The organism is Anaeromyxobacter sp. Fw109-5 (assembly GCF_000017505.1).
Taxonomy (GTDB): Bacteria; Myxococcota; Myxococcia; order Myxococcales; family Anaeromyxobacteraceae; genus Anaeromyxobacter.
Window position 1 is genome coordinate 1,736,418 of sequence record NC_009675.1, and the last position, 23,130, is coordinate 1,759,547.

The 23,130-nt window shown below is 72.0% G+C and carries 27 protein-coding genes, 1 tRNA gene and 2 pseudogenes; 17 read left to right on the forward strand and 13 right to left on the reverse strand.

The annotated features are described in order from the left end of the window. Positions 1-47: 47 nt before the first annotated feature. The 8 genes from ANAE109_RS07785 (at position 48) to ANAE109_RS07820 (ending at position 6,247) form a co-directional block, all read left to right on the forward strand. Positions 48-431: a response regulator gene (locus ANAE109_RS07785; RefSeq protein ID WP_011985842.1), complete on the forward strand. Its 384-nt coding sequence runs from the start codon at positions 48-50 to the stop codon at positions 429-431. Positions 432-527: 96 nt separating this feature from the next. Further along, complete coding sequence (locus tag ANAE109_RS07790; protein WP_011985843.1) at positions 528-863, forward strand: SCP2 sterol-binding domain-containing protein; 336 nt, start codon at positions 528-530, stop codon at positions 861-863. 16 nt (positions 864-879) lie between these two features. Next, a complete protein-coding gene (locus tag ANAE109_RS07795; protein ID WP_011985844.1) occupies positions 880-2,052 on the forward strand; it encodes a CaiB/BaiF CoA-transferase family protein in 1,173 nt (390 codons plus the stop codon). Between the two features lie 80 nt (positions 2,053-2,132). Beyond that, positions 2,133-2,399, forward strand: a complete 267-nt coding sequence (locus ANAE109_RS07800) for a hypothetical protein (RefSeq protein WP_011985845.1) — start codon at positions 2,133-2,135, stop codon at positions 2,397-2,399. A gap of 102 nt (positions 2,400-2,501) precedes the next feature. Further along, on the forward strand, positions 2,502-3,731 hold the full coding sequence (locus ANAE109_RS07805; protein WP_011985846.1) for a hypothetical protein: 1,230 nt from the start codon (positions 2,502-2,504) through the stop codon (positions 3,729-3,731). A gap of 10 nt (positions 3,732-3,741) precedes the next feature. Next, a complete protein-coding gene (locus tag ANAE109_RS07810) occupies positions 3,742-4,641 on the forward strand; it encodes a metal ABC transporter substrate-binding protein (RefSeq protein ID WP_011985847.1) in 900 nt (299 codons plus the stop codon). Between the two features lie 11 nt (positions 4,642-4,652). Next, positions 4,653-5,411 carry a metal ABC transporter ATP-binding protein gene (locus ANAE109_RS07815; protein WP_234945271.1) on the forward strand — a complete coding sequence of 253 codons (759 nt, stop codon included), beginning with the start codon at positions 4,653-4,655 and terminating at the stop codon, positions 5,409-5,411. Continuing rightward, positions 5,408-6,247: a metal ABC transporter permease gene (locus ANAE109_RS07820; RefSeq protein ID WP_011985849.1), complete on the forward strand. Its 840-nt coding sequence runs from the start codon at positions 5,408-5,410 to the stop codon at positions 6,245-6,247. The genes ANAE109_RS07815 and ANAE109_RS07820 overlap by 4 nt, the downstream gene beginning before the upstream one ends. 129 nt (positions 6,248-6,376) lie before the next feature. On the opposite strand, the gene ANAE109_RS23330 is transcribed toward ANAE109_RS07820, so the two are convergent. The 3 genes from ANAE109_RS23330 to ANAE109_RS07835 form a co-directional block, all read right to left on the reverse strand. Further along, positions 6,377-7,561, reverse strand: coding sequence for a PAS domain-containing sensor histidine kinase (locus ANAE109_RS23330; protein WP_011985850.1), 1,185 nt, complete (start codon positions 7,559-7,561; stop codon positions 6,377-6,379). 3 nt (positions 7,562-7,564) lie between these two features. Next, the gene (locus tag ANAE109_RS07830) at positions 7,565-8,107 is read right to left on the reverse strand and encodes a methanogen output domain 1-containing protein (protein ID WP_041448194.1); all 543 of its coding nucleotides are present in this window, start codon (positions 8,105-8,107) and stop codon (positions 7,565-7,567) included. Between the two features lie 141 nt (positions 8,108-8,248). Then, positions 8,249-8,614, reverse strand: a complete 366-nt coding sequence (locus tag ANAE109_RS07835) for a VOC family protein (protein ID WP_011985852.1) — start codon at positions 8,612-8,614, stop codon at positions 8,249-8,251. A 388-nt stretch (positions 8,615-9,002) separates the two neighbouring features. Here ANAE109_RS07835 and ANAE109_RS07840 point away from each other — a divergent pair. After that, positions 9,003-9,079, forward strand: a tRNA-Met gene (locus ANAE109_RS07840). 94 nt (positions 9,080-9,173) lie between these two features. On the opposite strand, the gene ANAE109_RS07845 is transcribed toward ANAE109_RS07840, so the two are convergent. Beyond that, positions 9,174-10,418, reverse strand: a complete 1,245-nt coding sequence (locus ANAE109_RS07845) for a recombinase family protein (RefSeq protein WP_011985853.1) — start codon at positions 10,416-10,418, stop codon at positions 9,174-9,176. Between the two features lie 90 nt (positions 10,419-10,508). Between ANAE109_RS07845 and ANAE109_RS26140 the strand changes: the two are divergent. The 3 genes and pseudogenes from ANAE109_RS26140 to ANAE109_RS25250 form a co-directional block, all read left to right on the forward strand. After that, a pseudogene (locus tag ANAE109_RS26140) lies at positions 10,509-10,652 on the forward strand (type II toxin-antitoxin system RelE/ParE family toxin); the annotation flags it as partial. Positions 10,653-10,725: 73 nt separating this feature from the next. Beyond that, on the forward strand, positions 10,726-11,082 hold the full coding sequence (locus ANAE109_RS07855; RefSeq protein WP_011985854.1) for a HigA family addiction module antitoxin: 357 nt from the start codon (positions 10,726-10,728) through the stop codon (positions 11,080-11,082). A gap of 6 nt (positions 11,083-11,088) precedes the next feature. Further along, positions 11,089-12,261, forward strand: coding sequence for a GFA family protein (locus ANAE109_RS25250; RefSeq protein ID WP_011985855.1), 1,173 nt, complete (start codon positions 11,089-11,091; stop codon positions 12,259-12,261). Between the two features lie 256 nt (positions 12,262-12,517). On the opposite strand, the gene ANAE109_RS07865 is transcribed toward ANAE109_RS25250, so the two are convergent. Both ANAE109_RS07865 and ANAE109_RS07870 read right to left on the reverse strand, forming a co-directional pair. Next, positions 12,518-12,796: a DUF378 domain-containing protein gene (locus ANAE109_RS07865; protein WP_011985856.1), complete on the reverse strand. Its 279-nt coding sequence runs from the start codon at positions 12,794-12,796 to the stop codon at positions 12,518-12,520. A 216-nt stretch (positions 12,797-13,012) separates the two neighbouring features. Further along, the gene (locus tag ANAE109_RS07870) at positions 13,013-13,282 is read right to left on the reverse strand and encodes a nuclear transport factor 2 family protein (RefSeq protein WP_143827925.1); all 270 of its coding nucleotides are present in this window, start codon (positions 13,280-13,282) and stop codon (positions 13,013-13,015) included. Positions 13,283-13,869: 587 nt separating this feature from the next. Here ANAE109_RS07870 and ANAE109_RS07875 point away from each other — a divergent pair. Next, a complete protein-coding gene (locus ANAE109_RS07875; RefSeq protein ID WP_234945272.1) occupies positions 13,870-14,577 on the forward strand; it encodes a YsnF/AvaK domain-containing protein in 708 nt (235 codons plus the stop codon). Between the two features lie 278 nt (positions 14,578-14,855). Here ANAE109_RS07875 and ANAE109_RS07880 read toward each other — a convergent pair whose 3' ends face one another. The 5 genes from ANAE109_RS07880 to ANAE109_RS07900 all read right to left on the reverse strand — a co-directional run bounded on the left by ANAE109_RS07880 (position 14,856) and on the right by ANAE109_RS07900 (position 19,201). Beyond that, a complete protein-coding gene (locus ANAE109_RS07880) occupies positions 14,856-15,038 on the reverse strand; it encodes a hypothetical protein (protein ID WP_041448197.1) in 183 nt (60 codons plus the stop codon). A 236-nt stretch (positions 15,039-15,274) separates the two neighbouring features. Next, positions 15,275-17,629 carry a protein kinase gene (locus ANAE109_RS07885; RefSeq protein ID WP_011985860.1) on the reverse strand — a complete coding sequence of 785 codons (2,355 nt, stop codon included), beginning with the start codon at positions 17,627-17,629 and terminating at the stop codon, positions 15,275-15,277. 126 nt (positions 17,630-17,755) lie between these two features. Continuing rightward, positions 17,756-18,178 carry a GFA family protein gene (locus ANAE109_RS07890; protein ID WP_011985861.1) on the reverse strand — a complete coding sequence of 141 codons (423 nt, stop codon included), beginning with the start codon at positions 18,176-18,178 and terminating at the stop codon, positions 17,756-17,758. Positions 18,179-18,361: 183 nt separating this feature from the next. Continuing rightward, complete coding sequence (locus ANAE109_RS07895; RefSeq protein ID WP_011985862.1) at positions 18,362-18,709, reverse strand: hypothetical protein; 348 nt, start codon at positions 18,707-18,709, stop codon at positions 18,362-18,364. 9 nt (positions 18,710-18,718) lie between these two features. Continuing rightward, the gene (locus ANAE109_RS07900) at positions 18,719-19,201 is read right to left on the reverse strand and encodes a copper chaperone Copz family protein (RefSeq protein ID WP_011985863.1); all 483 of its coding nucleotides are present in this window, start codon (positions 19,199-19,201) and stop codon (positions 18,719-18,721) included. A 388-nt stretch (positions 19,202-19,589) separates the two neighbouring features. On the opposite strand from ANAE109_RS07900, the gene ANAE109_RS07905 reads away from it, so the two are divergent. The 4 genes and pseudogenes from ANAE109_RS07905 to ANAE109_RS26145 form a co-directional block, all read left to right on the forward strand. Further along, positions 19,590-20,066: a sigma-70 family RNA polymerase sigma factor gene (locus ANAE109_RS07905; protein ID WP_234945273.1), complete on the forward strand. Its 477-nt coding sequence runs from the start codon at positions 19,590-19,592 to the stop codon at positions 20,064-20,066. 119 nt (positions 20,067-20,185) lie between these two features. Then, the gene (locus ANAE109_RS07910; protein ID WP_041448198.1) at positions 20,186-20,806 is read left to right on the forward strand and encodes an RNA polymerase sigma factor; all 621 of its coding nucleotides are present in this window, start codon (positions 20,186-20,188) and stop codon (positions 20,804-20,806) included. Beyond that, complete coding sequence (locus ANAE109_RS07915) at positions 20,806-21,051, forward strand: anti-sigma factor (protein ID WP_011985866.1); 246 nt, start codon at positions 20,806-20,808, stop codon at positions 21,049-21,051. The genes ANAE109_RS07910 and ANAE109_RS07915 overlap by 1 nt, the downstream gene beginning before the upstream one ends. A 161-nt stretch (positions 21,052-21,212) precedes the next feature. After that, positions 21,213-21,410, forward strand: a pseudogene (locus ANAE109_RS26145) (carboxymuconolactone decarboxylase family protein); the annotation flags it as partial. Positions 21,411-21,475: 65 nt separating this feature from the next. Here the strand turns inward: ANAE109_RS26145 and ANAE109_RS23335 are convergent. Both ANAE109_RS23335 and ANAE109_RS07925 read right to left on the reverse strand, forming a co-directional pair. Next, positions 21,476-22,243, reverse strand: coding sequence for a DNA-binding domain-containing protein (locus tag ANAE109_RS23335; protein WP_011985867.1), 768 nt, complete (start codon positions 22,241-22,243; stop codon positions 21,476-21,478). Further along, positions 22,240-23,091 (reverse strand): DUF692 domain-containing protein, encoded by an 852-nt coding sequence (locus tag ANAE109_RS07925; protein ID WP_011985868.1) that lies wholly within the window; start codon positions 23,089-23,091, stop codon positions 22,240-22,242. Before ANAE109_RS07925 ends, ANAE109_RS23335 begins: the two co-directional genes overlap by 4 nt. Between the last annotated feature and the right edge of the window lie 39 nt (positions 23,092-23,130).

Consider the following 23,130-nt stretch of genomic DNA (forward strand, 5'->3'; position numbering starts at 1 on the left):
TCTACTGGCGTGGCCCCCGCCTGCGGGCGCCCGCCAAAGGGGATCCGTTGGACCAGAACCGCCTGCGCGTCCTCCTCGTGGAGGACGACGACGACAACCGTGAGCTGATGGCCGAGGTCCTCGAGGCCTCCGGCTACCAGGTCCACACGGCCGCGAGCGGGCAGGAAGGCCTGACCACGCTGTCCGAGCATCCGATCGACGCGGTGGTGACGGACGTGGGCATGCCCGGCATGGGCGGGCTCGAGATGGCGCGAGCGGCGAAGGCGATCGCCCCGACGGTGCCCGTCGTGATCGTCACCGGCTGGGCGGAGCGCGACGACATCGCTCGCGCGCGCGGGCGCGAGGTGGACGCGGTGCTCATCAAGCCGGTGGACCCCGACGCGCTCACCTCCGCCGTCGCCGACGTCCTTCGCGGGCGCTCCCGGCCATAGCGGCCGCAGCGCTCGCTTGACAGCGGATCGGCGTCTCAATACGTATCGGACACCGCCGATTCCAGAGTCGATCCGTGCCCACGGAGGCTTCGCCCGATGGCCGAGCAAGTGACGAGCGTGAAGGACGTCTTCGAGCGCCACATCCCGTCCCGGTTCCAGGCGAAGCCGGACGTCGTGCAGAAGATCAACTCGGTCTACGAGTTCAACATCTCCGGCCCCGGCGGCGGGGTCTGGACGGTGGACTGCACCTCGCCGGGCGGCAAGATCGTCGAGGGTCACGCGCCGAACGCGAAGTGCACGGTGGCGGCGACGGACGCCGACTTCCTGAACATCGTGAACGGCAGGCTGAACGCGCAGATGGCGTTCATGTCGGGCAAGCTCAAGATCCAGGGCGACATGGGGCTCGCCATGAAGCTCCAGCAGATCCTCTAGGCGGCGCCTCTGGACGGTGCGTCCGCTCGAGGGTCTCCGCGTGCTCGATCTGTCCCGGCTGCTGCCGGGACCGTTCGCGACGCTCGTCCTCGCCGACCTCGGCGCGGACGTGGTGCTCGTGGAGGATCCGCGGGGCGGGGACGCGCTGCGCAGGCTCCCGCCGCTCGCCGGTGAGGCGTCCGGCGCCTTCCACGCGCTGAACCGCAACAAGTGCTCCGTCGCGCTCGACGTGCGCCGCCCCGAGGGCGCGGCGGTGTTCCTGCGCCTCGCGCGCCGCGCCGACGTGGTGGTCGAGTCCTTCCGCCCGGGCGTCCTCGAGGGGCTCGGCCTCGGCTGGACGGCGCTGCGCGCCGCGAACCCGCGCCTCGTGCTCTGCTCGATCACCGGGTACGGCCAGGACGGCCCTTACGCCGCGCGCGCCGGCCACGACGTGGACTACCTCGCGGTGGCGGGCGTCCTCGGGCTCACCGGCGAGCCCGAGCGGCCCGCCGTGCCGGGGGTGCAGGTCGCCGATCTCGCGGGCGGCTCCTGGCCCGCGGTGGCGGGGATCCTCGCGGCGCTGCTGCGGCGCGCGACCACCGGGGAGGGGGCCCACGTCGACGTGTCGATGGCCGAGGGCGCTGTCTCGCTCATGACGCTCCCCCTGGCGATGGCATGGGCCCGCGGCACGCCGCTGGAGCGCGGGCGGGAGCTCCTCTCCGGGGGCGCCGCCTGCTACGGCGTGTACCGCACGAGCGACGGTCGCTTCGTGGCGCTCGGCGCGCTCGAGCCCAAGTTCTTCGCCGCGTTCTGCGCGGCGGCGGGGAGGCCGGAGCTCGCGCCGCGGCAGTTCGAGGCAGGCGGGGCCGGCCCACGCGCGGAGCTCGAGGCGCTGTTCGCCTCGCGGACCCGCGACGAGTGGGCGGCGCTCGCGGCGGCGCACGACGTGTGCCTCGCGCCGGTGCTCGAGGGCGACGAGCCGCGCTCGGATCCCCACCTCGTCGCGCGCGGCGCGTTCGTGCAGGTGCCGACCCCCTGGGAGGGGAGGGCGATCCCCGGGATCGCGACGCCGGTGCGGCTCCGCGGCGAGCAGGCGCCGCTGGCCCCCGCCCCGCGGCTCGGAGAGCACGGCGAGAGCGTGCTGCGCGAGGCCGGGTTCGGGGACGCGGAGCTCGCGGAGCTCCGGGCGGCAGGCGTTCTCGGAGAGTGAGAGGTGCGGTGGGCGTCCCGCGCGGGCGCTCGGGGATCGACTTGACAGGGCCCCCGCCCCGCGAACATCTTCCCCCACCGATGCGCGCGCTCGTCGCCGCCAGCCTCGCCGCGTACCTGGCGCTCACCGCGCTGGCGCCCCACGTCCACGTCGAGGACGCGGGAGGCAACGACCACCCGTGCGCCGTGTGTGCCTCGCGCACCGGCGACGTCGCGACGGGGGCCACCCCGGACCTCACTCCCTCGCCGGAGGTGGCAGGGGAAGTGGTCCTCGCCCCCGGGCTGCCGCCCGTCACCGGCGCGCCGCTCGGCGCGGTCCCCGGCCAGTCGCCTCCCGTCCCCGCCTAGTTCGCGGCAGGGCCGCGGCGCGTCCATTCACTCGGCGTGCGCCGCATTCGCTTCGGGTCATGGGCGTGGTGCGTCCGTCGGGCGCGCCCGGGAGTGAGCGAGATGAGATCGCAGGTCGTGGCGAGCTGGCTCGCCGCCGTGCTGGCGTTGCCGGCCGTCGGCGGCGCGCAGGAGCCGGTGAAGGACGAGGCTGAAGAGACGGATCGGAAGAAGCTCGAGGAGGACATCGCGCGCGAGCTGGGCGCGCCCCCCGCGCCGGGCGAAGCGCAGGCCTCGCCGCAACCCGGCGCGGCGCAAGGCGGGGCAGGGCAGGGCGCCGCGGGCTCGGGCGACGCCGCGCGCCTCGCGCGGCTGCTGATGCTGCCGGACCTGAGCGCGGTGGTGAGCGGCGCGATGGCGTACGGGACCTACGACATCGAGCAGCGCTCGCCGCGCAGCGGCCCCTTCGGCCCGGAGGGAAAGCCGGCCTTCCTGTTCGAGGAGCTCGAGCTCGGGATCCAGGCGGTGGTCGATCCGTACGCGCGCGCCGACGCCTTCGTCGCGTTCACGCCCGAGGGCGCGGAGATCGAGGAGGCTTACCTCACGACGCTCGCGCTCCCCGCCGGGCTGCAGGTCCGCGCCGGCAAGCTCTTCAGCCCCTTCGGCCGGCAGAACCAGCAGCACCCCCACGCCTGGGAGTTCGTGGACGCGCCGCTCGCGCAGTCGCGGCTCCTCGCCGAGGAGGCGCTCTCCGGCGCCGGCGTCGACGTGAGCTGGCTCGCGCCGCTCCCCTGGTTCGCGACGCTCCACCTGGCCGGCCAGAGCACCGCCCCGGGCGAGGAGGACCCCACCGCGCTGACGGGGCTCGCCCGCCTCGAGCAGTTCTTCTCCCTCGGCGACGCCGTCACGCTGGGCGTCGGCGTCTCGGCGGCGCGCCGCGACGAGCCGGGCGGCGGCGCGTTCAGGGACCTCGGCGGCGTGGACCTGTACCTGCGCTTCCGGCCGCTCCAGAGCCGCTCGTACCTGGCGCTCTCCGGCGAGCTGTACGCGCGCCGCTTCCGCGGGGCCGAGGACGCGCCGGACGGCACCGACACCGGCGGGTGGGCGCAGGCGTTCTGGCGGCACGGCCGCCACCTCGGCTACGGCGCCCGCTACGAGTGGGCGCCCTCGGCAGGCGAGGCGGCCAGCGGGACCGAGCAGCGCGCGGCCGCCCTCCTCGCGTGGCTCCCCTCCGAGTTCCAGCGCCTCCGGCTGCAGGTCGCGTACGACCGCCGGCCCGGCGGCGAGGACGGCCTGGAGACGCTGCTCCAGCTCGAGTTCGGCCTCGGCGCGCACGGCGCGCACCCGTTCTAGGAGACCCGCCATGCGCACGCCTTCCGTCGCCTCGCTCGCCTTGCTGCTGCCGGCGCTCGCCGCCGCCGACCCCAGGATCGTCACCACCACCGAAGGGCTCGCGGCGCTCGCCCGGGAGGTCGCAGGCGGCCGGGCGCGCGTCGAGAGCCTCTCGCGCGGCGTCCAGGACCCGCACTTCGTGGACGCGAACCCCATCCTCGCGGTGAAGCTTCGCGACGCCGACCTCCTCGTCGACGTGGGGCTGGAGCTGGAGGTCGGCTGGCTCCCGCCGCTCGTCACCCAGTCGCGCAACGCGCGGATCCAGCCGGGCGGGCCGGCGCGGCTCACCGCCGCGAGCGCGATCCAGGTCCTCGACGTGCCCACCGGCGTCGTGGATCGCAGCCGCGGCGACCTCCACGCCGGCGGCAACCCGCACTTCCTCACCGATCCGCGCCGCGCGCTCCAGGTGGCGGCCGCGATCGCCGAGCGGCTCGCCGCCCTCGATCCCGGCGGCGCGGACGCCTACCGGGGGAACCTGGCCGCGTTCCGCGCGCGGATCGACGCAGCGATCCCGCGCTGGCAGGCGGCGCTCGCGCCGGTGAAGGGCCGCAAGCTCATCACGCAGCACCGGACGCTGCCTTACTTCCTCGCCTGGACCGGCCTCGAGTCCGCCGGCGAGCTCGAGCCGAAGCCGGGGGTGCCTCCGCCGCCCGCGCACCTCGCCGACCTGGTCCAGGTGGCGAGGCGCGAGGGGGTGAAGGCGATCGTGCTCGAGAACTACTACGACCGGCGTTCGGCGGACGTGGTGGCGCGCCACGCCGGCGCGAAGGTGGTCCAGATCCCGGGCGACGTCGGCGGAGAGCCCGGGGTCGGCGGGTACGAGCAGTACATCGGGGTGCTGGTCGACCGCATCGCGGGAACGGCGCGATGAGCGGACCGCTCGTGCGTCTCCGGGACGCGGCGCTCGGCTACGGCCGCCCGGCCCTGCTCGAGCGGGTCGAGCTCTCGGTCTCACCGGGCGACTTCCTCGCGGTGGTCGGACCCAACGGCGGCGGCAAGACCACGCTGCTGCGGACGCTGCTCGGCGCGCTCGCCCCGCTGGCGGGCCGCGTGGAGCGCCGCGAGGGGCTGCGGGTGGGCTACGTGCCGCAGCGCGAGCACGTGGACACCGTCTGGCCGTTCACCGCCGGAGAGGTGACCCTCATGGGCCGCGTGCCCGCGCTCGGGCCCTGGCGCCGGCCAGGCAACGCGGACCGCGCCGCCGCGCGGCGCGCGCTCGCGCGCGTCGGCGTGGAGCACCTCGCGGAGCGGCGCTTCGGGGAGCTCTCCGGCGGGCAGCGCCAGCGCACGCTCATCGCGCGCGCCCTCGTCGCCGACCCCGAGCTCCTCGCGCTCGACGAGCCGACGAGCGGCATGGATCCGGCCGCGGAGCTCGCGCTCATGGATCTGCTGCGCGACCTGAACGGGAGCGACGCGCTCGCGGTGGTGATGGTGTCCCACCGGCTGGACGCGGTGGCGAACTACGCCGGCGCGCTCGCCTTCGTCGACAAGGATCAGGGGCTCTTCCGCGTGGGCAGCCTCGACGAGATGCTGCGGCCCGAGGCGCTCGGCGCGCTCTACGGCCGGGCGGTGGCGGTGCGCGAGGAGGCGGGGCGGCGGCTCGTGTACCCGCTCCCGGCCGCGGGGGAGGAGCCCCGGTGACGGCGCTCCAGGAGTTCCTCGCCGCGCGCGAGATCTGGCAGGTGCCGCTCGCGGCCTCGATCGTCGCGGGCGCCCTGCTCGGCGCGCTCGGCGTCTACGTCGTGCTCCGCCGCACGGTGTTCGTCTCGGCGGCGCTCACCCAGCTCTCGACCCTCGGGCTCGTCGCCACGCTCCTCCTGGAGGAGCGGTTCCACATCGAGACCGAGCACGCCTCCGAGCAGCTCCTCGTCGCCATCGCCTTCTCGGTGGCCGGGGCGCTCGCGCTCGGCGCCTTCCGCCCCCGGCGGCTCCCCGCGGAGGCGACGGTCGGCGCGGCGTGGGTGGTCTCGTCGGCGCTCGTGGTGCTCGGGGTGAGCCGGCTCGTGCACGCGGCGCACGATCTCGGCGGCATGGTGTTCGGCAACGCGGTCGCGGTGCCGGCGAGCGACCTCGCCGTGATCGTGGTGGTCGCCGCGCTCTGCACCGCCGTGCACGGCCTGTTCGCGAAGGAGCTCGCGTTCACCTCGTTCGACGCCGAGACGGCGCAGGCGGTCGGGATGCGCGTGAAGGCGTGGGACGCGCTGCTGTTCCTCACCGTCGGCCTCGCCATCCCGGTGACCGCGCGGGCGCTGGGGGCGCTGCCGGTGTTCGCGTTCCTCACGCTCCCGGCGGCGGGCGCGCTGCTGCTGGGCGTGCGCTTCCGCCTCGCCTTCCCCCTCGCTGCGGCGCTGGGAGTCGTCGCCGCCGCCGGCGGGTACGTGCTCTCCTGGCTGTGGGAGATCCCCACCGGCGCGACGATGGTGGCGCTCGCGGCGCTGCTCGCCGCTCCGGCCGCGCTGCGGCGACTGGCCGGGTGAGGGACGAGGTGGCCACGCGACGGGGCGAGGTGGCCGACATGACGGGACGAGGTGGCCGACGTGACGGGACGAGACCGGAACCGCTCGCCCTGAGCCTGTCGAAGGGCGGCGGTGCGAGGGAAGCCGCCGTTAACGCGTGCCGCCGACGCGCCCGGGCACGGGCGGCTCGTCGAGGATCTGCGGTAGCGGGGTCTTCGTGTGCTGCGCGCCGCCGCCGGCGGCGCGAAGGGGCAAGGTGACGCTGAAGGTCGTGCCGCGCCCGTCGGCGGAGTCCACGGAGATGTCTCCGCCATGGGCCAGCGCGATCTCGCGGGCGATGTAGAGCCCGAGCCCGAGGCCGCGTCCGTCCTCCGACCCGCTCGCGAAGGCGTCGAAGACCGAGGGGAGCAGCTCGGGGGGGATGGGGGGGCCGGGGTTGTGGACCGTCACCATCGCGCGCTCGGGGCCGTCCTCGAGCGCGACCGTGACGACCGAGCCGGGCTCGGAGTGCTCGCACGCGTTCGCGAGCAGGTTCGTGAGCACCTGCGCGAGCCGATCGCGGTCCCACTCTCCCTCGCAGCGCGGGGGGAGCCGCAGCTCGAACCGGTGCTGCCGGTGCGTGGGCTCCGTCTCCGCGGCCGCCTGGCGGACGAGCTCGCAGAGATCGCTCGCGTCGCGCACGATCGGGATGCCGCGGCCCAGCCGGACGCGGGAGACGTCGAGGAGCTGCTCCACCATCCGCGCCATGCGGCGCGCGCTGCGCAGGACGCGCTCGAGGTGGCCGCGGACCTTGGGATCGTCGCTGCGCCTGAGCGCCAGCGTCGCGCCGGCGACGACGGCGCCGAGGGGGTTTCGCAGATCGTGGCCCAGCACGGCGACGAACGTCTCCGACAGCCGCACGGTGCGGTTCAGCTCCGAGATGAGCCGCTCGCGCTGATCCTCGGCCTCGCGCCGCTGGAGCACCTCGCGGTTCAAGGCCTCGACCTTCTCGGAGAGGAGCGCGAAGATCCCCTGCCGCTCGCGCCCGAGCAGGCGGAGCATGACGAGCGCGTCGGCGCCCGGCAGGCGCGCGCCCTCGCAGCGGACGCGCTCCCCGCGCCCTGCGAAGGTGAACGCGCCGGGGAGCGGCCCCGACGAGCGGACGCAGCGGGCGAGGAACGCCGGGAGCGCCGGGTCACCGAGCAGCTCCGCGAGCGGACGGCCCACGAGCGCGGCCACGGGCGCGCCGAGCCGCTCGCCGGCCGCGGCGTTCGCGGCGATCACCGTCCCGGCGCGCGACAGCAGCAGGAGCGGATCGGGGAGGAGCTGCGCGATGGCGCGGAACGTGGCGATCACGACTCACTCCCGCACGTACTCGCGGCCCTCGGCCGCGGAGGCCCGCTCGGAGGGGCGCAGGTACACGGTGACGAGGCACCCGGCGTCGCCCCGAGCGATCGCCTGCTCGATCTGGACCTTGGCATAGCCCATCGTGTCCGCCGCGATCGACCCGAACACGTTCGAGGTCATCATGCACAGCGATGGCCGGCCGACGACCTTGTCGCCGAAGGGGCAGGCCCCATTGACGAAGACGATGCGGTCCTCGGTCTCCTCCACGACGCGGAAGGTGCCGCCGATGCGCCGCTTGAGGTCCACCAGCACCGCCCCGAGCTGCTCGGCTGGCAGCCGCTCGACGCCGAGCGCCCGCTTGTACTCTGCGCCGAGCTCGTCGCCCATGCGTTGGCCGACGACGGACACGAAGCCCGACGCGTCGCGCACCCCGATCACGTCCTCGAGCGCGCCGGACAGGTGCCGGAGGAGCGTGCGCAGAAAGACGTCGCGCTCGAGGTGGACGTCCGCGTCGCGCGGCGCGAGGTCGGGCTGGGGGGGAGAGGACGAGGGCACCGCGGTCGTATGCGGCCCCCTCGAAACCATGACCGATCCCTTGAGAGGTATGCCCCCGGTGGAGGGAGTGGCGTGCGAGCGGGCGACTCCCGAGTCGGTCCGACCGGGGCCGCCCCGCCCGCCGCCACGAAGGTTCGGCGATCAGGACCTATTCGACTTCCAGAGGCCGAGCGCGGCGCCAGTCGGATCCACGATGATGCTGAACCAGCCCATGCCTGGCACCTCGGTCACTTCCTTCGCCACCGTGGCGCCGAGCGCCTGCGCCTTCTTCGTCGCCGCGGCGATGTCGTCGACGAGGACGTAGGCGAGCCAGGTGGACGGCGCGCCGGGCATCGGGTGCTTCATGAGCCCTCCGCCCGTTCCCTCGCCGACGTCGATCATCGTGTACGTGTCGCCCGGTCCCATCTGGACGTCCTCGAGCTTCCAGTCGAACAGGCTTCCGTAGAACGCCTTCGCCTTGCCGGGATCGGTGGTGTTCAGCTCCACGTGGACGAACGGATTTGCCATGGTGTGGTCCTCCGCGCTGGTCCCCGGTCCACTCCCTCGACGAGCTGCGAGCGCGAGCGCGGCCGGAACCCCGGCGATCCCTAGCGCGAAGGCTCGCGCCCGCCGACACGGCCGCGGGGTCCCTCGTCGGCGCGCGCGAGGAAACGCATCCAGCTCACGCGTCGCCTCCTCGAGCTCCTCCGCCTTGCCTGCATCGCGACGAGCGATCGGGCGCGAGCCCGACGCGCCCGCCGAGGGATCGCTGCCCGCGAATGCAGGAGCGCGCTCGCCGAGAAAGAGGCCTCCCAACCGCACGCGCGCGCCGCTTCATCCGTTCGCTCAGTCGCCTCGGGCACGATCGAAAACCCTTGACCGCATGGCCGTTCGCCAGTAGAAACGCGCCTCCTGACGCGGGGTGGAGCAGCCAGGTAGCTCGTCGGGCTCATAACCCGAAGGTCGCAGGTTCAAATCCTGCCCCCGCAACCATCGTTAGCAGACCCGGCCCGGCCGTCCGAAAGGACGGCCGGGTTCGTATTTAGGGCCCCGCGCGCCTCGTAGCGCCTCGTTCCGTCGGGATCTTTCACGGGGACGAGGGTGATCGGCACGAGGATGCGGGACAGCGACATGCTCGCCCGCTTCGGTGCGCTCTCGGCGATCTCGAGGACCTTCTCGAGGAACCGCGCCACGGCGTCAGGGTCGGGGATCGCGGCCGGCCGGTCGCCTGCGGGGAGCTTCGCGGCGACTCGCTGACGATGGTCGCCACGTAGTGGCCGGCGCCGTTCTCGATCTTGAGCACCACCGCCGGCTTCACCGCGTTGTGGTCGGACCGCATGGTCTCTTCCTCCAGGCCGAGCTGTTCCGCGAGCGCCTCCGAGAACCCAGACCTGGCGATCGCGGCGGTGACGTTCCGGACACGGGCTTCCTGCGCCTTCACCTCCGCCTCGAGCGCGGCGCTTGCGATCGTCCGCGGGCTCTTGTGCTGGAGCCGCTTCGTGAACCCGTCGACGAACCGGGTCTGGATCTCCTTCGAGGCGAGGAGCTTCCGCAGCTCTTCGATGACGGCGCGGTTGAGCTTCCGCTCGGAGATGACGAGGCCGTTCCCGCAGATCGCGGCGCCCTTCCTGTGGGGGGCAGAGCAGCCGAAGTTCGCGTACGCGCGTCCGGCCTTCCACTTCACGCTGACGACGCGCATCGTGCTTCCACATTCGCCGCAGCGGAGGAGACCCGTGAGCAGGTGGCCGTTGCTGCCGCTCCCGCGAGCGCGGCCCTTGGCGACCTTGCGCTCGGCGAACCGCGCCTGGACGCGATCCCAGAGTTCCTTGGAGACGATGGCGAGATGCGACTGCTCGGTCGTGACGCACTCGTCCTCGCCGCGCATCCGGTACGTTCGCGCGCCGGTCGCGGGGTCCGTCACCCACATGCGCTCCTTCCAGACGGACCGGCCGATGTACCGCTCGTTCTTGAGCATGAAGCGGATCGTGCCGGGTCCCCAGCCTCGACCGCCTTGCTTCCGGTAGGCGTCGTCGTACGGCGCGGGCACGCCCTCCTCGTTCAGGAGGGAAGTGATCTGCTTTAGACCGTGGCTCTCGGCGTAGAGCTGGAAGATCCGGCGGACGACCCCAGCTGGACTTCGTCGACGACGGGAATGGCGCGAGGGTGCGGAGGCCGCCCGCCTCGGACGAGATCCGGCACGAGGTCTCCAGCGCCAGCGAGCCGCGCCCCGCGTCGTCGGGGCGTTCTGGAGCGAGGACGCGCAGGCGTCGCGCAACGTGAGTCGTGCGCTCGGCTTGAACGCGCGACGTTCAAGCCGACAAGCGCTAGTCAAGATACGTGATCATCGGGGTACGCCGATGAGGCGACGCGGTACGTTCACATCGGGGTCGAGTCACGGGCGGCGCGGCGCTTCGGCGCCGACGTGCGCGCCGTCGCCCGGCGAAAGCTCGACCTCATCGGGGCGGCCGCAGACGTTCGGGATCTTGCGGTCCCGCCCGGAAACCGACTCGAGAAGCTGAAAGGGCGCCTGGCCGGCTTCTACAGCATCCGGGTGAACGACCAGTTCCGCATCGTGTTCAAGTTCCAGGCGGGCCAGGCGTCGCAGGTCCAGCTCGTCGATTATCACCGAGGAGGAAACCATGCTGACCACTGCGACGATGAAGCGCCGGCCGACGCCTCCCGGCGAGATGCTGCTCGAGGAGTACCTCAAGCCGGCGGGGATCACACAGGTCGCGCTCGCGGCGAAGATGGGTGTCCCGATCCAGCGTGTGAACGGCATCATCGCGGGGCGCAGGGCGGTGACGGCGGAGACGGCGATCCTGCTCTCTCGCGCTCTCGGCACCACGCCCGAGCTGTGGCTCAACCTCCAGGTCGCCGTCGATCTCTGGGACGCCCAGCAGCGCATGCCCCGCGGGCGACTCGTGGCACGCGCGCACGCTCCCGCGCATCCCGCGGGCAATCCAGTTGCGCGGTCCGTCCGGCGTCGAGACCGGTGACCGAGGGTGGCTCGCTCGAAGGCAGACCAGATCCTGCAACTCAAGGTGACGTTGACCGAGGTCGAACCCCCGGTCTGGCGTCGGCTGCTCGTCCCCGCGGACGTGACGCTCGCGAAGCTGCACGACGCCCTGCAGGACGCGATGGGCTGGACGAACTCGCACCTGCACTGCTTCGAGATCGCCGGCAGGCGCATCGGTATGGTCGGGATCGAGGAGGACAGCCCCGAGCTCGAGGACGAGCGCCGGGTGCGGGTCACGAGCGTGCTCCCCAGGAAGGGCGCGAGACTCGTGTACCGGTACGACTACGGCGACGACTGGGAGCACGTGGTGGAGGTCGAGGACGTGACCAGCCGTGACCGCCGCCTTTCGTACCCGGTGTGCATCGCGGGTGCGCGCGCGTGTCCCCCCGAGGACTGCGGAGGCGCCTTCGGCTACGAGGAGCTCATCTCGGCGCTCGCGGACCCGAAGCATGACGAGCACGACCAGATGGTCACCTGGGTCGGCGGGCACTTCGACCCGGATTCGTTCGACGCGAACGCGGTGAACCGTTTGTTGCGCGGCGGCCGATTGCACGCGGCTGGGTCGCCGCCGAAGGCTGACTGCCCTAGCGTCTCCAGGGCGGTGGCCGACGCGTCATGGTACTGGCGGGCTGGCTCGCGGCTGGGCGAGCGCAACGACGTTCTCGGTGGGCGCGCGTCAGAGCCCCTGGAACGGATCAACGACGCGGGCGTGGGGTTCGGACGACAGGGCGTGCACGCGACGAGATCCTTGGTCGCGGGACGAGGAACGAACATGACGACACCGAGAACCTACAGTGCCAGTTGCCATTGTGGGGCCATCCGTTTCACGTTCACTTGCGAGGAGATCACGAGCGGCCGAAGATGCAACTGCTCCATCTGCATCCGCAAAGGGGCGGTCATGTCCTCGAACTACTTCCGCCCATCGGATGTCGAGGTGGAAGGTGAAGAGCGCCTAGCCCTGCATCAGTTCGGGGGCAAGAACGTGAACCACTTCTTCTGCCGCACCTGCGGCATATTTCCGTTCAGCACGGTGGCCTCCGTGCCATCCGACTATCAAGGACCCGCAAGATCGGGGGACTATCGGGTCAACCTCGGCTGCGTTCATGACCTTGATGTGCTCTCGCTAGATATCCAGGTCATCAATGGAAAGGCACTCTAGGGCGATGATGTTGCCGCCCGCGAGGTTCCCGGGAGAGGGCGTGAGGCCTCTGCTGCGCGATTCGTCTTCCGTTGTCGCCGACCTCCGCTGCACGACCGTGAGCCACTGCTGCATCGGCGCACCGCGCGACCACTGATCGGCGGGGTGACTCCAGGACAGATGGACGCCCCCGCAACCATCCGAAGCCCCGGTCGCCGAGAGGTGACCGGGGCTTTCGTGTCTCTGGGTTGGGTCGCGGTCGCAGCAACGAGCTCGACTACGCGCGGACCTCCGCCCGGTGCGCCGTGACGTCGGGCGCCGTGCGCACGGCCCGGAGGCGCGGCGCGAGGACTGCGAGGCCGAGGCCCGCCAGCCCCACGAGCGCGTACACGACCCGCGCAAACCCGCTCGCGTCCGTTGCCGGGTCGTTGCCGAACACGGCGCGCACGAGGTCCCAGTTGAAGATCCCGACGAGGCCCCAGTTCAGCGCCCCGATGATCGCGAGCCACAGGAGTACCTGCGCCAGCGTGTTCGTCCCCTCGTTCATGCGTGCCATTTGCGTCCTTCCTCGTGGAGTAGAGCCTCAAGGTGGCGAGTGGCGGCCGAGTCGGCCCGATCGGACGCCGGAGCCTCGCGGGCTCGCTCGCGGGGAGGTCGCCAAACGCTCCTCGAAGCCCCCAGCAACATGGTCGGCCGCAGAGGCCGACCGCCCGAAGGCGGCCGTCTCGTCTTTGAGGGCCACGCTCGCCTCGCGCTCCCTGCGGCGTGAGGGTCAGTCGCTGCTTGCGGACGTGAAGGTCTGGAACAGAATCGTCCCGTTCCGCACGACGAACGTATCGGTGGCCCGGGAGACGATCGGCCTTCTCTCCCAGAGGATGTACGCAACCTCGCCGATGATCTCCTGACGGTTGATCTTCATCGCGTCGAAGAACCCTGCGGGCAACTCGCTGAAGAGCGCGGTGAAGAAGCGCCGGATCTCGGGCAGCCCGCAGTAGGTGGCGTCATGCGTGATCAGTACGGACCGATCCGTGTAGTCCTGCATGACCGCGTCCACGCCCACCGTGGCGGCGCGAAGATGATTCCGGAGCACAGCTTCGGTGGACCTCGGGCGGACTGCCGTAGCTGCGTGGCTCATGAGTGCTTCCCCCCGAGACCGTCGGAGTGCCACTGAACGTGCGACCGCCCGGCGTGCTCCTGGCCAGCGGTGGCGGTGGATGCGGCGGTCATGACCTTCTCCTTGCGGGTGAGGTGGCGTGATTGCCGAGTGGAAGCTAGGAGCCGGCCACAGTGCGCGGCCATGACCGGGTCGCCGCGTGATTTGTCCGGGCGTCCGCGACGCCGGCCCAACCTCGCAGCGCGTCCGCGCGGCTTGCCTCCGCGTCCTCGAACGAATGCAGGCGAGCGGGTGTGATCGCCCCTGGCGGCGTTCAACACCAGCAGCTGCACGAAGACGCCGGCCGCTTCCGTCGAGCCGCTTGCCGCGAGGATCGGCGGCGCTAGCCAGCACGTCCGTCGACCCGACGCCGATGCAGGCCGCGTTCGCGGGGACGCCTATCTTCAATACGTCTATCTTCAATACTAAAGGGGGAAATTTCCATGATGCATGATCGAAACAGCGTACGAGAAGGAATGACCGTCTTCAGCTCGGACGGGGAGAGGCTGGGCAAGGTGCTGTCCTGCGAGGCGTCGACGTTCACCATCGAGAAGGGCTTCTTCTTCCCGAAGGACTATGTCGCGAGCTACGACGACGTCGCGGCGGTGACCGGCGACGACATTCGCCTGGCCATCACCAAGGAGACGTTCACCCGGATGCGGGAGAGCGGTGCGTACGAGTACGGTCGGAGCACCGGCGCCTCCTCGATCACCGAGCGGACGGACGACATCCGCGTCCCTGTTGCAGAGGAAGAGCTGGACGTGGTCAAGCGCGACCGCGAGGCGGGTGAGGTGCGGCTGCGCAAGGACGTCGTGACCGAGACGAAGCACATCGAGGTGCCCGTCACCCGCGAGGAGGTCCACGTCGAGCGAACTCCGCTGGGCGAGCGACGCGATGCGCTTCCGGGCGAGAAGGCGTTCGAGGAGGAGACGGTCTCGATGCCGATTCGCGAGGAGGAGGTCGAGATACGCAAGCGCCCGGTCGTGAAGGAAGAGGTCCGGCTGCGGAAGGAGCGCGTCACTGAGCAGCGAGCCGCCGAGGCCGACATCCGCAAGGAACGCGTGGAAGTCGAGGGCGAACACACGCGCGGCACGGAGAGCGACTTCTCTCGGTCGGCCACCCGTCGCGACCCGGACGACCCTTACGCTGTCGGGAAGACAGGACGAGACGACGATCTTCCGTAACTCAATCCACGAGCGACACGGACCTCTCGGCGGAACGACGAGAGGATCCCGTGGCGGCCGGAAGCGCTTCAGGGTCGCTCGAGCTCGCACGCTGCTGAGCCCGCCGCCTAAGTAGCCCGACGCCGCGCCGCCGATCACATCGAGACGGGGCGCGGCGAGGACTTACCGATGGTCAGCGCGTTCGCGCAGACCATCGGGGATGTGACGCGCCCCTGGGACGGTGGAACCGGATACCGGGGCCGCCGTCGTAGCCGATGCTCGTGTCGTCCCAGCCCAGTCTAGGACTTGTTCACGCCCCGGATCGCTCCGCTGAAGAACGCCTTCACGGTCCGGTCGTTGCTCATGCTCCCGAGAGTGTAGAACACCCCCGACGCCCAGCTCTTGTCGATCGCTCCGTTGACGGAGGCCAGGTCCTCTTCGCTCATCGCGCACAGCGCCTTCTTCTCGTTCTTGCGCAGCATGACGATCTCCTAGCGGCGACGCGGCGCCATGCCGGTTCGCTCGATCCACGAGGAGACCAGGCTCGACAACAGAGCTGACATTCCGTGTCGCGCTACCATCGGCGGGATGATCAAGCGGAGCGACGACCGGTAGGCGCGGCCCACCTGCGGCGTATCGCGGTGCTGCGTTCTCCGCGTCTTCCCTCGGAGAGAGCTGCCACGGGTCGGCCTGCGGGCCTCTCGTCCCGGTGCCGCGCTCACCGGGGTGGCAGCTTCAGCCGGGCGACGGCGGCCGCGTAGCGCCGGTCATCACGGACGGCCTCGAGCAGCGGGGACGCGAGCAGGTCGCTGACGCCGGCGTCGCGCTGCGCGAACGCGCGGTCCAGCCAGTAGAACGCTCGGGCGCGCTCGCCACGCCACGCGTAGACCTCGGCGATCTGGAACGCCGCCGCCCCCGCGGCCTCGGCGATGAGCGCGTCGAGCGCGCGCTGCGAGCGCGGCCGGTCGCCGAGCGCGTGGTACACGAGCGCCTCGTCCTGCAGCCGCCACGGGCTCCGCGGCCGCTCGAGGAGCGGGATCGCCTCGGCGGCGCGCCCGTCGAGCAGGAGCGTCACCACGATCATGTGGCGGCCGATGTCCGCGCCCGGGTTGAGCTCGACCGCGCGCTCGAACATTCGCAGCGCCTCGGCCCGCTCGTCGCGGGCGAGGAGCGCCGCGCCCAGCCCGCCCCAGGCGAGCGGCCAGAGCGGATCGAGGTCCGCGGTCCGGCGCATGTCCTCGACCGCGGCGTCATACCGTCCGAGCGGCCCCAGCAGGAACTGCCCCCGAAGCCAGTAGACGTCGGCGCTCCCCGGGTTGAGCGACACCGCGCGGTCCATGTCGGCGAGCGCCTCGGACCAGCGCTGCTCGGCCGCGCGGATCGTGCCGCGGACGGCGTACGCCTCGCCGAGCGTCGGCGCGAGCGCGATGGCGCGCTCGACCGCCTCCGCCGCACGGCGCTTGCCGTCGTCTACCTCCTCGATGCGTGAGCGCTCGTTCGCGTACCAGAACCACGCGTTGCCGAGCTCCGCCCAGCCGGACGCGTACCCGGGGTCGAGGGCGACGGCGCGCTCGAAGGCGGCGATCGCGCGGCGCCAGCTTCCCGGCGAGGGGTGCCGCCGGAGCTCCCGTCCGATCAGGTAGTGATCGTAGGCCGCCGCGTTCGCGGTGCCCCGCGCGGAGATCCGCGCGGTCGCGGCCGGCACGAGCTTCGCGCGGAGCGCCTCGACGACCGAGCGCGCGATGTCCTCCTGCACCACGAACACATCCGTCAGCTCGCGATCGTAGGTTTGCGACCAGAGGTGGTACCCGTTCTTCGTGTCCAGGAGCTGGGCAGTGATGCGCACCCGGGAGCCCGCCTTCCGGACGCTGCCCTCGAGGAGCGAGGTGACGTGCAGCTTCGCGGCGATCGCAGCGACGTCGTCGGTCTTCCCCTTGAACGAGAACGAGGAGGTGCGACCCGCCACGTGCAGGCCCTCGATGCGCGCGAGCGCGTTCAGGATCTCCTCCGCCAGCCCGTCGGAGAAGTACTCCTGGTCCTTCTCGGGGCTGAGATCCGCGAACGGCATGACCGCGATGGACGGCGCCGACGGCGCGGCGCTCGCCCGTCGCGGAGGACGGTCGCGCAGGAGGAGCGTCGCAGCGAGCGCGCTGACCATCGCCAGCCCGGCCAGCACGACGAGCGCGCGGCGCCTCGCCTTCCGGGGCGCGCCCGCCGCACGCCGCGCGCCCTCGAGCGCGGCGATCGCGGTCCGCGCGCTCCGCGGACGCGCCGCGGGATCCTCCGCGAGGAGGGCGGCCATGACGCGGCGCGTGGGCGCCGGGATGCGACGATCCGCAGCGGGGGTGGAGCCTGCTCGGGCGCCCGTGATCATCTCCGCCAGCACGAGGCCCAGCGCGTACAGATCGGTGCGCGCGTCCTCCGGCTCGCCCCGGCGCTGCTCGGGCGCCATGTACGTGGGGGTGCCGCCCGACGGCCCCTCGCGCCCGAAGAGCAGGGCGATCCCGAAGTCGAGCACCTTCACGTCGCCGTCGGCGGTGAGGAACACGTTCGCGGGCTTGAGGTCGCGGTGTACGACGCCCTGGGCGTGCGCGTGCGCGAGGGCGCCCGCGATGCCGATCGCCACGGAGACCGCATCGGTCGCGCGGAGCGGTCCGCGGGCGAGACGGCTCTCGAGCGTCTCCCCGTGCAGGAGCTCGTACACGAGGTACGGCGCTCCGCCGACCGTGCCGGCGTCGTGGAGGGCGGCGATGTTCGGGTGCGTGAGCCGCGCAGCGGCTTCCCCCTCGCTCGGAACCCCGGAACGGCGCACGCGCGACGGGTTCAGCACCTTGAGGGCGACCAGCCGGTGGAGGTCGGTGTCGTGCGCCTCGTAGACGAAGCCGAACCCGCCGCGCCCGAGGAGGCGGATGATCTCGTAGCGTCCGACGTGTGTGCCCGGGGTCAGCGACGGAGGCGGCTCGTCGCTCGAGGCCGCTGCGAGCTGCGCGAGGAGCGCCGTCACCGCAGCGCCGCCCTCCCGGACGGTCCCCTCCGACGTCCCGAGCCCGTCGCCCTCGTCACGGAGCGCCACGGCGCCTCCTGCCGCCGCAAACAACGGCAGGCCGGCGCATAACGGCGCCGCGTGGGAGCTGCACGTCGGCAGGGCGGGATTTCGCCCGTTGCCCTGGGACCCCGGCGAGCCCCCGCCCGACACGCCTCACAGGTAGCTCGTGACCGCTGGGGCGCGGTCCTGCCGGTCGCGCTTGCCGTCCTCGAAGATCACGGGCGCGGCGGCCAGCGCCTCCTCCGTCACGTCGTCGAGGCAGGCGACGTTCACCGCCCAGAAGCTTCCGCCCATCTCCTTCTCCAGGTAGCCGCGCGAGAACGGGTGCGCTCCGCAGGTGGGGCAGTAGTAGTGGTTGACGTCGCCGGGCGGCCAGAAGGACGGGGTCGGCCGGTATTCACGCATCGCCTCCTTGTCGGAGACGACGCGGACCGCCTCGTACCGTACGAGCGCCTTTCGATAGCCGAGCTTCCAGCAGAAGCTGCAGTTGCACTTGCGTATCCCCTGATCCAGGTCGACATCAGCCTCGAAGCGGACCGCCCCGCAGTGGCAGCTGCCCCGATAAGTTCGTTCCATGGCGCACTCCTGCCGCCCAATCCTAACCGCTACCGCGCGACGCAGCCGAGGCCGCTCGGGGAGGGGGTCGCCAGCACGCGGCCGGTCAGGTGGACACCGCGGCTCACCGGTCGCGTGGGCGAGGGGCCGGGGGACGCGTAGCATTGTGGGGGGAACGGTCGGGATCCCGGACGCTCAACCGCGTCAGGCGACCGGCGCGCCCTCGACCTCGAGCGAGAGCTGACCGGGCGCCACCTCCGTGAGCGCCCAGCGCGCGACGATCCGAAGGTCGTCGGGGAACCGGTCCTCCTTCCGCGCGACGAGGTCCTCGGCGAGCTGCCGGAGGATGCTACCGCCCGGCCCGGGGACGCGCGCGAGCTGCTCGAGGAGCGTCGCGACGTGGTCGCCGCCGTTCCGATCGAGGATGACGGCGTTCCAGACCAACACGGCGAGCCCGAGCGCTTCTCGCCGGCGCGTGAGCGGCGTGTCGTCGGCGAGCGGCTGGAGGACTGGGCGCGCGAAGTCGGCGAGGGTGGGAGCGAGCTCGTTCACGCGGCGATCCTAGCGCGAGAGAGCCTTCACGGCCTCCGCCACGGCCTCGTTCACGTCGCCGAGGCAGCACGTGCCCGAGGGGTTCGTCACCTCGCACGAGCAGCGTCCCGCCCGAACCTCGGCGGTGATGCGCGCCGGGATGTCCGAGTCCCCGCGCTCGGCCACCTGGCGCCGGACGTCCGCCCGGGAGAAGCCGAAGCAGTAGCAGAGCGGCGCCGGGTCGTCGGTCTCCTTCACTCCGACGCGCACGGAGGCCGCTTCCTTCTCGACGACGCGCCCGTCGGCGCCGTAGTAGAGGACCGAGCACCCAGCCGTCTTGCAGAAGCGGCGCTCGACGGCGAGCAAGCCTTCGGCGTGACCCGGCTTCAGGATCGTCTGGATGGTCTCGTCGCCGACGACCCGACCCACCTCGCCGCAGCGCGGGCAGGCCTTCTCGCCGCTCGCGCGCGTCCTCGCGATCGCGCAACTCTCACCCGAGCAGCAGGAGCTCATGGCGTTTCTCCTACGACCCGCCACCCTGCGTGGCAAGGCTGGCCTGGTGGCCCGTGGCGATGTCCTGATCGCGAGCGCAGCCATTTCGAGCGCCGAGGCGGAGCCGCGGCATCTTGGAGGCGACCTTCCACCGGATCATCGCCCGGGGCGACATTCATCTGGACGACGCGGCGCCCTTGCCGCTCGCCGGGGTGGAGTCGCCGAGGGTGCCGTCCATTACGCGACGCGACCCCGCCCGCCCGGCGACCCTTCGGGGCGGCCGGACGGAGCCGTAATTTCCGAGGGGCTCGCTGGACGGCCGCGTATGACCGAGGCGTTGACTCCTGCTCCGAACGGTGGGCTCGACTCGGAGAGCTCCTTTCTCCCTTGGGTCTCGACGCTCGCCCGCGTGCACTCGCGTGGGCTCGCCGCCGTCGCTCGAAACGAGGGGCTCGGGCCAGAGGACGCGCTCGACGCCGTCCAGGAGGCGTTCCAGACCTTCCTGCTCCTGCCGCACGCCCGGTCGCTCGTGGAGATGCTGCCGAAGGATGCGGCCGTGCTTCTCGGAACGCTGGTTCGGAACGCGGCTCGCAACCTGCGGCGGCGTCACCATCGCGCGGCACCTCACGAGCCGCTCGGCGACGAGAGTCCGCTCGCGGCCGGCGACGTCTCGGTGGATGAGGCGATCGCGCGGGCGGAGGAGCACGTCCGGCTCCTCGGCTGCGTGGACCGGCTGACGGAGACCCAACGCCGGGTCGTGCGGCTTCGGATGCTCGAGGAGCTGTCGGGGATCGAGACCGCCCGGCAACTCGGGCTCGTGCCCGGCCGCGTCGCGGTGCTCCTCCACCGGGCGAAGAAGGCGCTCCTGCAATGTCTGGTCTCGTGACGCGCCGTCCGCTCGGCCGTTCTGACCTGTTTCCCATGGCGAGGCCTCGCGAAAGCCGGCAACATCGACCGACTCCGATGCGGAGCGCGACAGATGCGGGTGGTGCCGGCGAAGGGCACGTGAACGGGCTCGGCGACTCCGAGCTGGTGGCGCTCGTCCGGACCGGCGACCGGACGGCGTTCGGCGCCCTCGTGCGGCGACACGGCGGCGCGCTGCTCCGCTTCGCGCGCGTGTTCGTCAGGGCGAGCTCGGTGGCGGAGGAGGTCGTCCAGGAAACCTGGATGGCCGTCCTCGAGGGCCTCGACGGGTTCGAGGGGCGGGCCTCCTTCAAGACGTGGCTCTACCGGATCCTCGCGAACCAAGCCCGGACGCGGGCGAGCAGGGAGGGCCGGAGCATCCCGTTCTCGGCGCTCGCCGAGACCGGCGGTGACGACCGCGCGGTCGACCCAGACCGGTTCGACGCCGCAGGGATGTGGCGCGATCCACCGGTGGGCTGGACGGACGAGACGCCCGAGCGGCTTGCGCTCGAGGCCGAGACCCGCGGCGTGATGGAATCGGCCGTCGCGGGGCTGCCGCCCGCCCAGCGTGCCGTGCTCGTGCTCCGCGACGAGGATGGCCTCGAGACGGAGGAGATCTGTAATCTCCTGGGTCTCACCGTGACGAACCAGAGGGTGCTCCTCCACCGCGCTCGGACGCGCGTCAGGCAGGCGATCGAGGCGCACATGCGAGGCGAGCGCTGATGCTGACGTGCCAGGAGATCACGGAGCTCGTCACCGACTATGCGGAGGGGAACCTCTCCTTCATGGATCGGATGCGGTTCCGCATGCACATCGGCATGTGCCGGAGCTGCCGCCGTTATGTCCGGCAGGTGAAGGCGACCGCCGCCGCGCTCGGCGAGCTGCCTCCGCCGGAGATGTCCCCCGAGCTCGAGCAGGAGCTCCTCCGGCGCTTCGACAGCTGGAAGGGCACGCGCGGCTCTCGATAGCGCCTGCGCGACGGCAGACCCTCCACAGGCGCTGCGCGAAATGCCGGCTCCGCTCGAGACCTCTCGTCGGGAGCGCTCATGCTCCAAGACGCAGAGAGGTCCCGATGGCAACCCGCATTGCACCCGTCACGATCACCGACGCCCCCGACGCCTCACGGCCGATGCTCGAGAGCCTGAAGGAGGCGCTGGGGTCGGTACCGAACCTCTACGCCACCATCGCCCGCTCGCCGGCGGCGCTCCAGGGCGTCCTCGCGCTGCAAGACGCCCTCGCCAGGGGCGCGCTCTCCCGGAGGGAGGTGGAGGTGCTGAACCTCCACGTCTCCGAGCTGAACGGGTGCGGCTACTGCGTGTCGGCGCACACGATGCGTCCGCTGTTCGCGGCTGGGGGAGCGCCCCGGAATCGCCGGGGCGCTCTCTGGCTGCATCAGGCGTGGATTGCGGCGAGCCAGCCCTCGTCGGTCCAGGACGACAGCGCCGCGAAGGCCGCGGCGGCTGGGTCTTCGCGGTCCTCGAACCAGGCGCAGACGCGCACGAGCGGCTCGTCGGCGAGCGCGGCCTCGAGCGCGTGCGCCTCGTCGAGGTCGATCCGGGCGTGGAACACCTCGTAGCCACGCCGCCAGACGGCGATGGCGGTCACGACCGTCGCCGGCGGGAGGGGCGGGTCGCCGTCCTCGAGCCGCCGCCACACCGCGGCCGCGTCGTGGTCGAGGATCAGCAACCGGACGGCGGGGATCAGCTCGAGCCTCGCGCCGAGGAACGTGTCGGGCCCGAGCGCCTCGAAGCCCGCGTGCGTGGCCGATTGAGCTGGAGCCTCGAAGAACACCTCCGACCGCGCCCACTCGAGCGTGGCGAGGTCGGCGAGGTCGTCGCGGCTCGACGGCTGGAAGGCGCGCAGGAACGCGGGGAGGTGGCGGCCGAACTGCCCGAGGTCGGGGTGATCCGATGGGTGCTCGCGAGCGTACGCCTCGGCGAGCGCGAGAAAGCGCTCGTCACCGAGCAAGGCGGCCGCGTTGGGAAAGTCCTCGCGGAGCGCGTCGGCGAGTCGCCACAGGTACATGTTCGCGTAGATCTCCATCCGCTCGGTGGCGGGCAGGTCGCCGGTGCCGACGAGGAGCTCGTCGGCGGTCCGCGGCGGGGCGGGGGCGTGTGTCGCGAGCGCGTGGAACGCGGTCTGGGCCTCGGCGAGCGTCATGGCAGGGCTCCCTGCTGCAAGGCGGCGAGCGCGGCCGCCTCCACCTCCGCGGCGCGCCGGCTCTCCTGCACGAGCCGCCCGAGCGGTGGAACGTGGTCGTCCCACTCGATCAGCGTGGAGATTCGCCCGAAGCGACGCACCGTCTCGGCGTAGAGCTCCCACACGGCGGCGGGGACCTCCTCGCCGTGCGTGTCGAGCAGGTACCGGCCCTTGTCGGAGTGTCCGGCGAGGTGGATCTGTCCGATCCGGCTCGCTGGGAGGGCCGCCAGGTACGCGTATGGATCGAAGCCGTGGTTCCGGGCGGAGACGTAGACGTTGTTCACGTCGAGCAGGATGCCGCAGTCGGCGCGGCGAGCGACCTCGGCCAGGAATTCCCATTCCGGCATCTCGGACGCTCGGAACGCGACGTACGACGAGACGTTCTCGAGCAGGAGCTGACGGCCGAGCACCTCCTGGACGCGGAGGATGCGCCTGACGACGTGCCGCAGCGCCTCCTCGGTGTACGGCAGCGGCCAGAGGTCGTGCGCGTACCTGCCGCCGTGCGACCCCCAGCAGAGGTGATCGGAGATCCAGGCGGGCTCGATGCGGCTCGTGAGGTCCGTCAGCAGGGCGAGATACCGCTCCGAGAGCGGGTCGGTCGACCCGATGGAGAGCGACACCCCGTGCAGCACCACGGGCACGTCGCGGCGGACCTTCTCCAGCACCGCCAGCGGACGCCCACCCGGCGCCATGAAGTTCTCGCTGATCGCCTCGACCCAGTCGACCGGTGGCTCGACCGCGAGGTGCTCCGCGAAGTGCTTTGCGCGGAGTCCGACGCCGTGGCCGAGAAGCCTGCGCGTGAAAGCCATGAAAGCTCGGGGCCGGCGCACCTGACGGCGCCGGCCCCG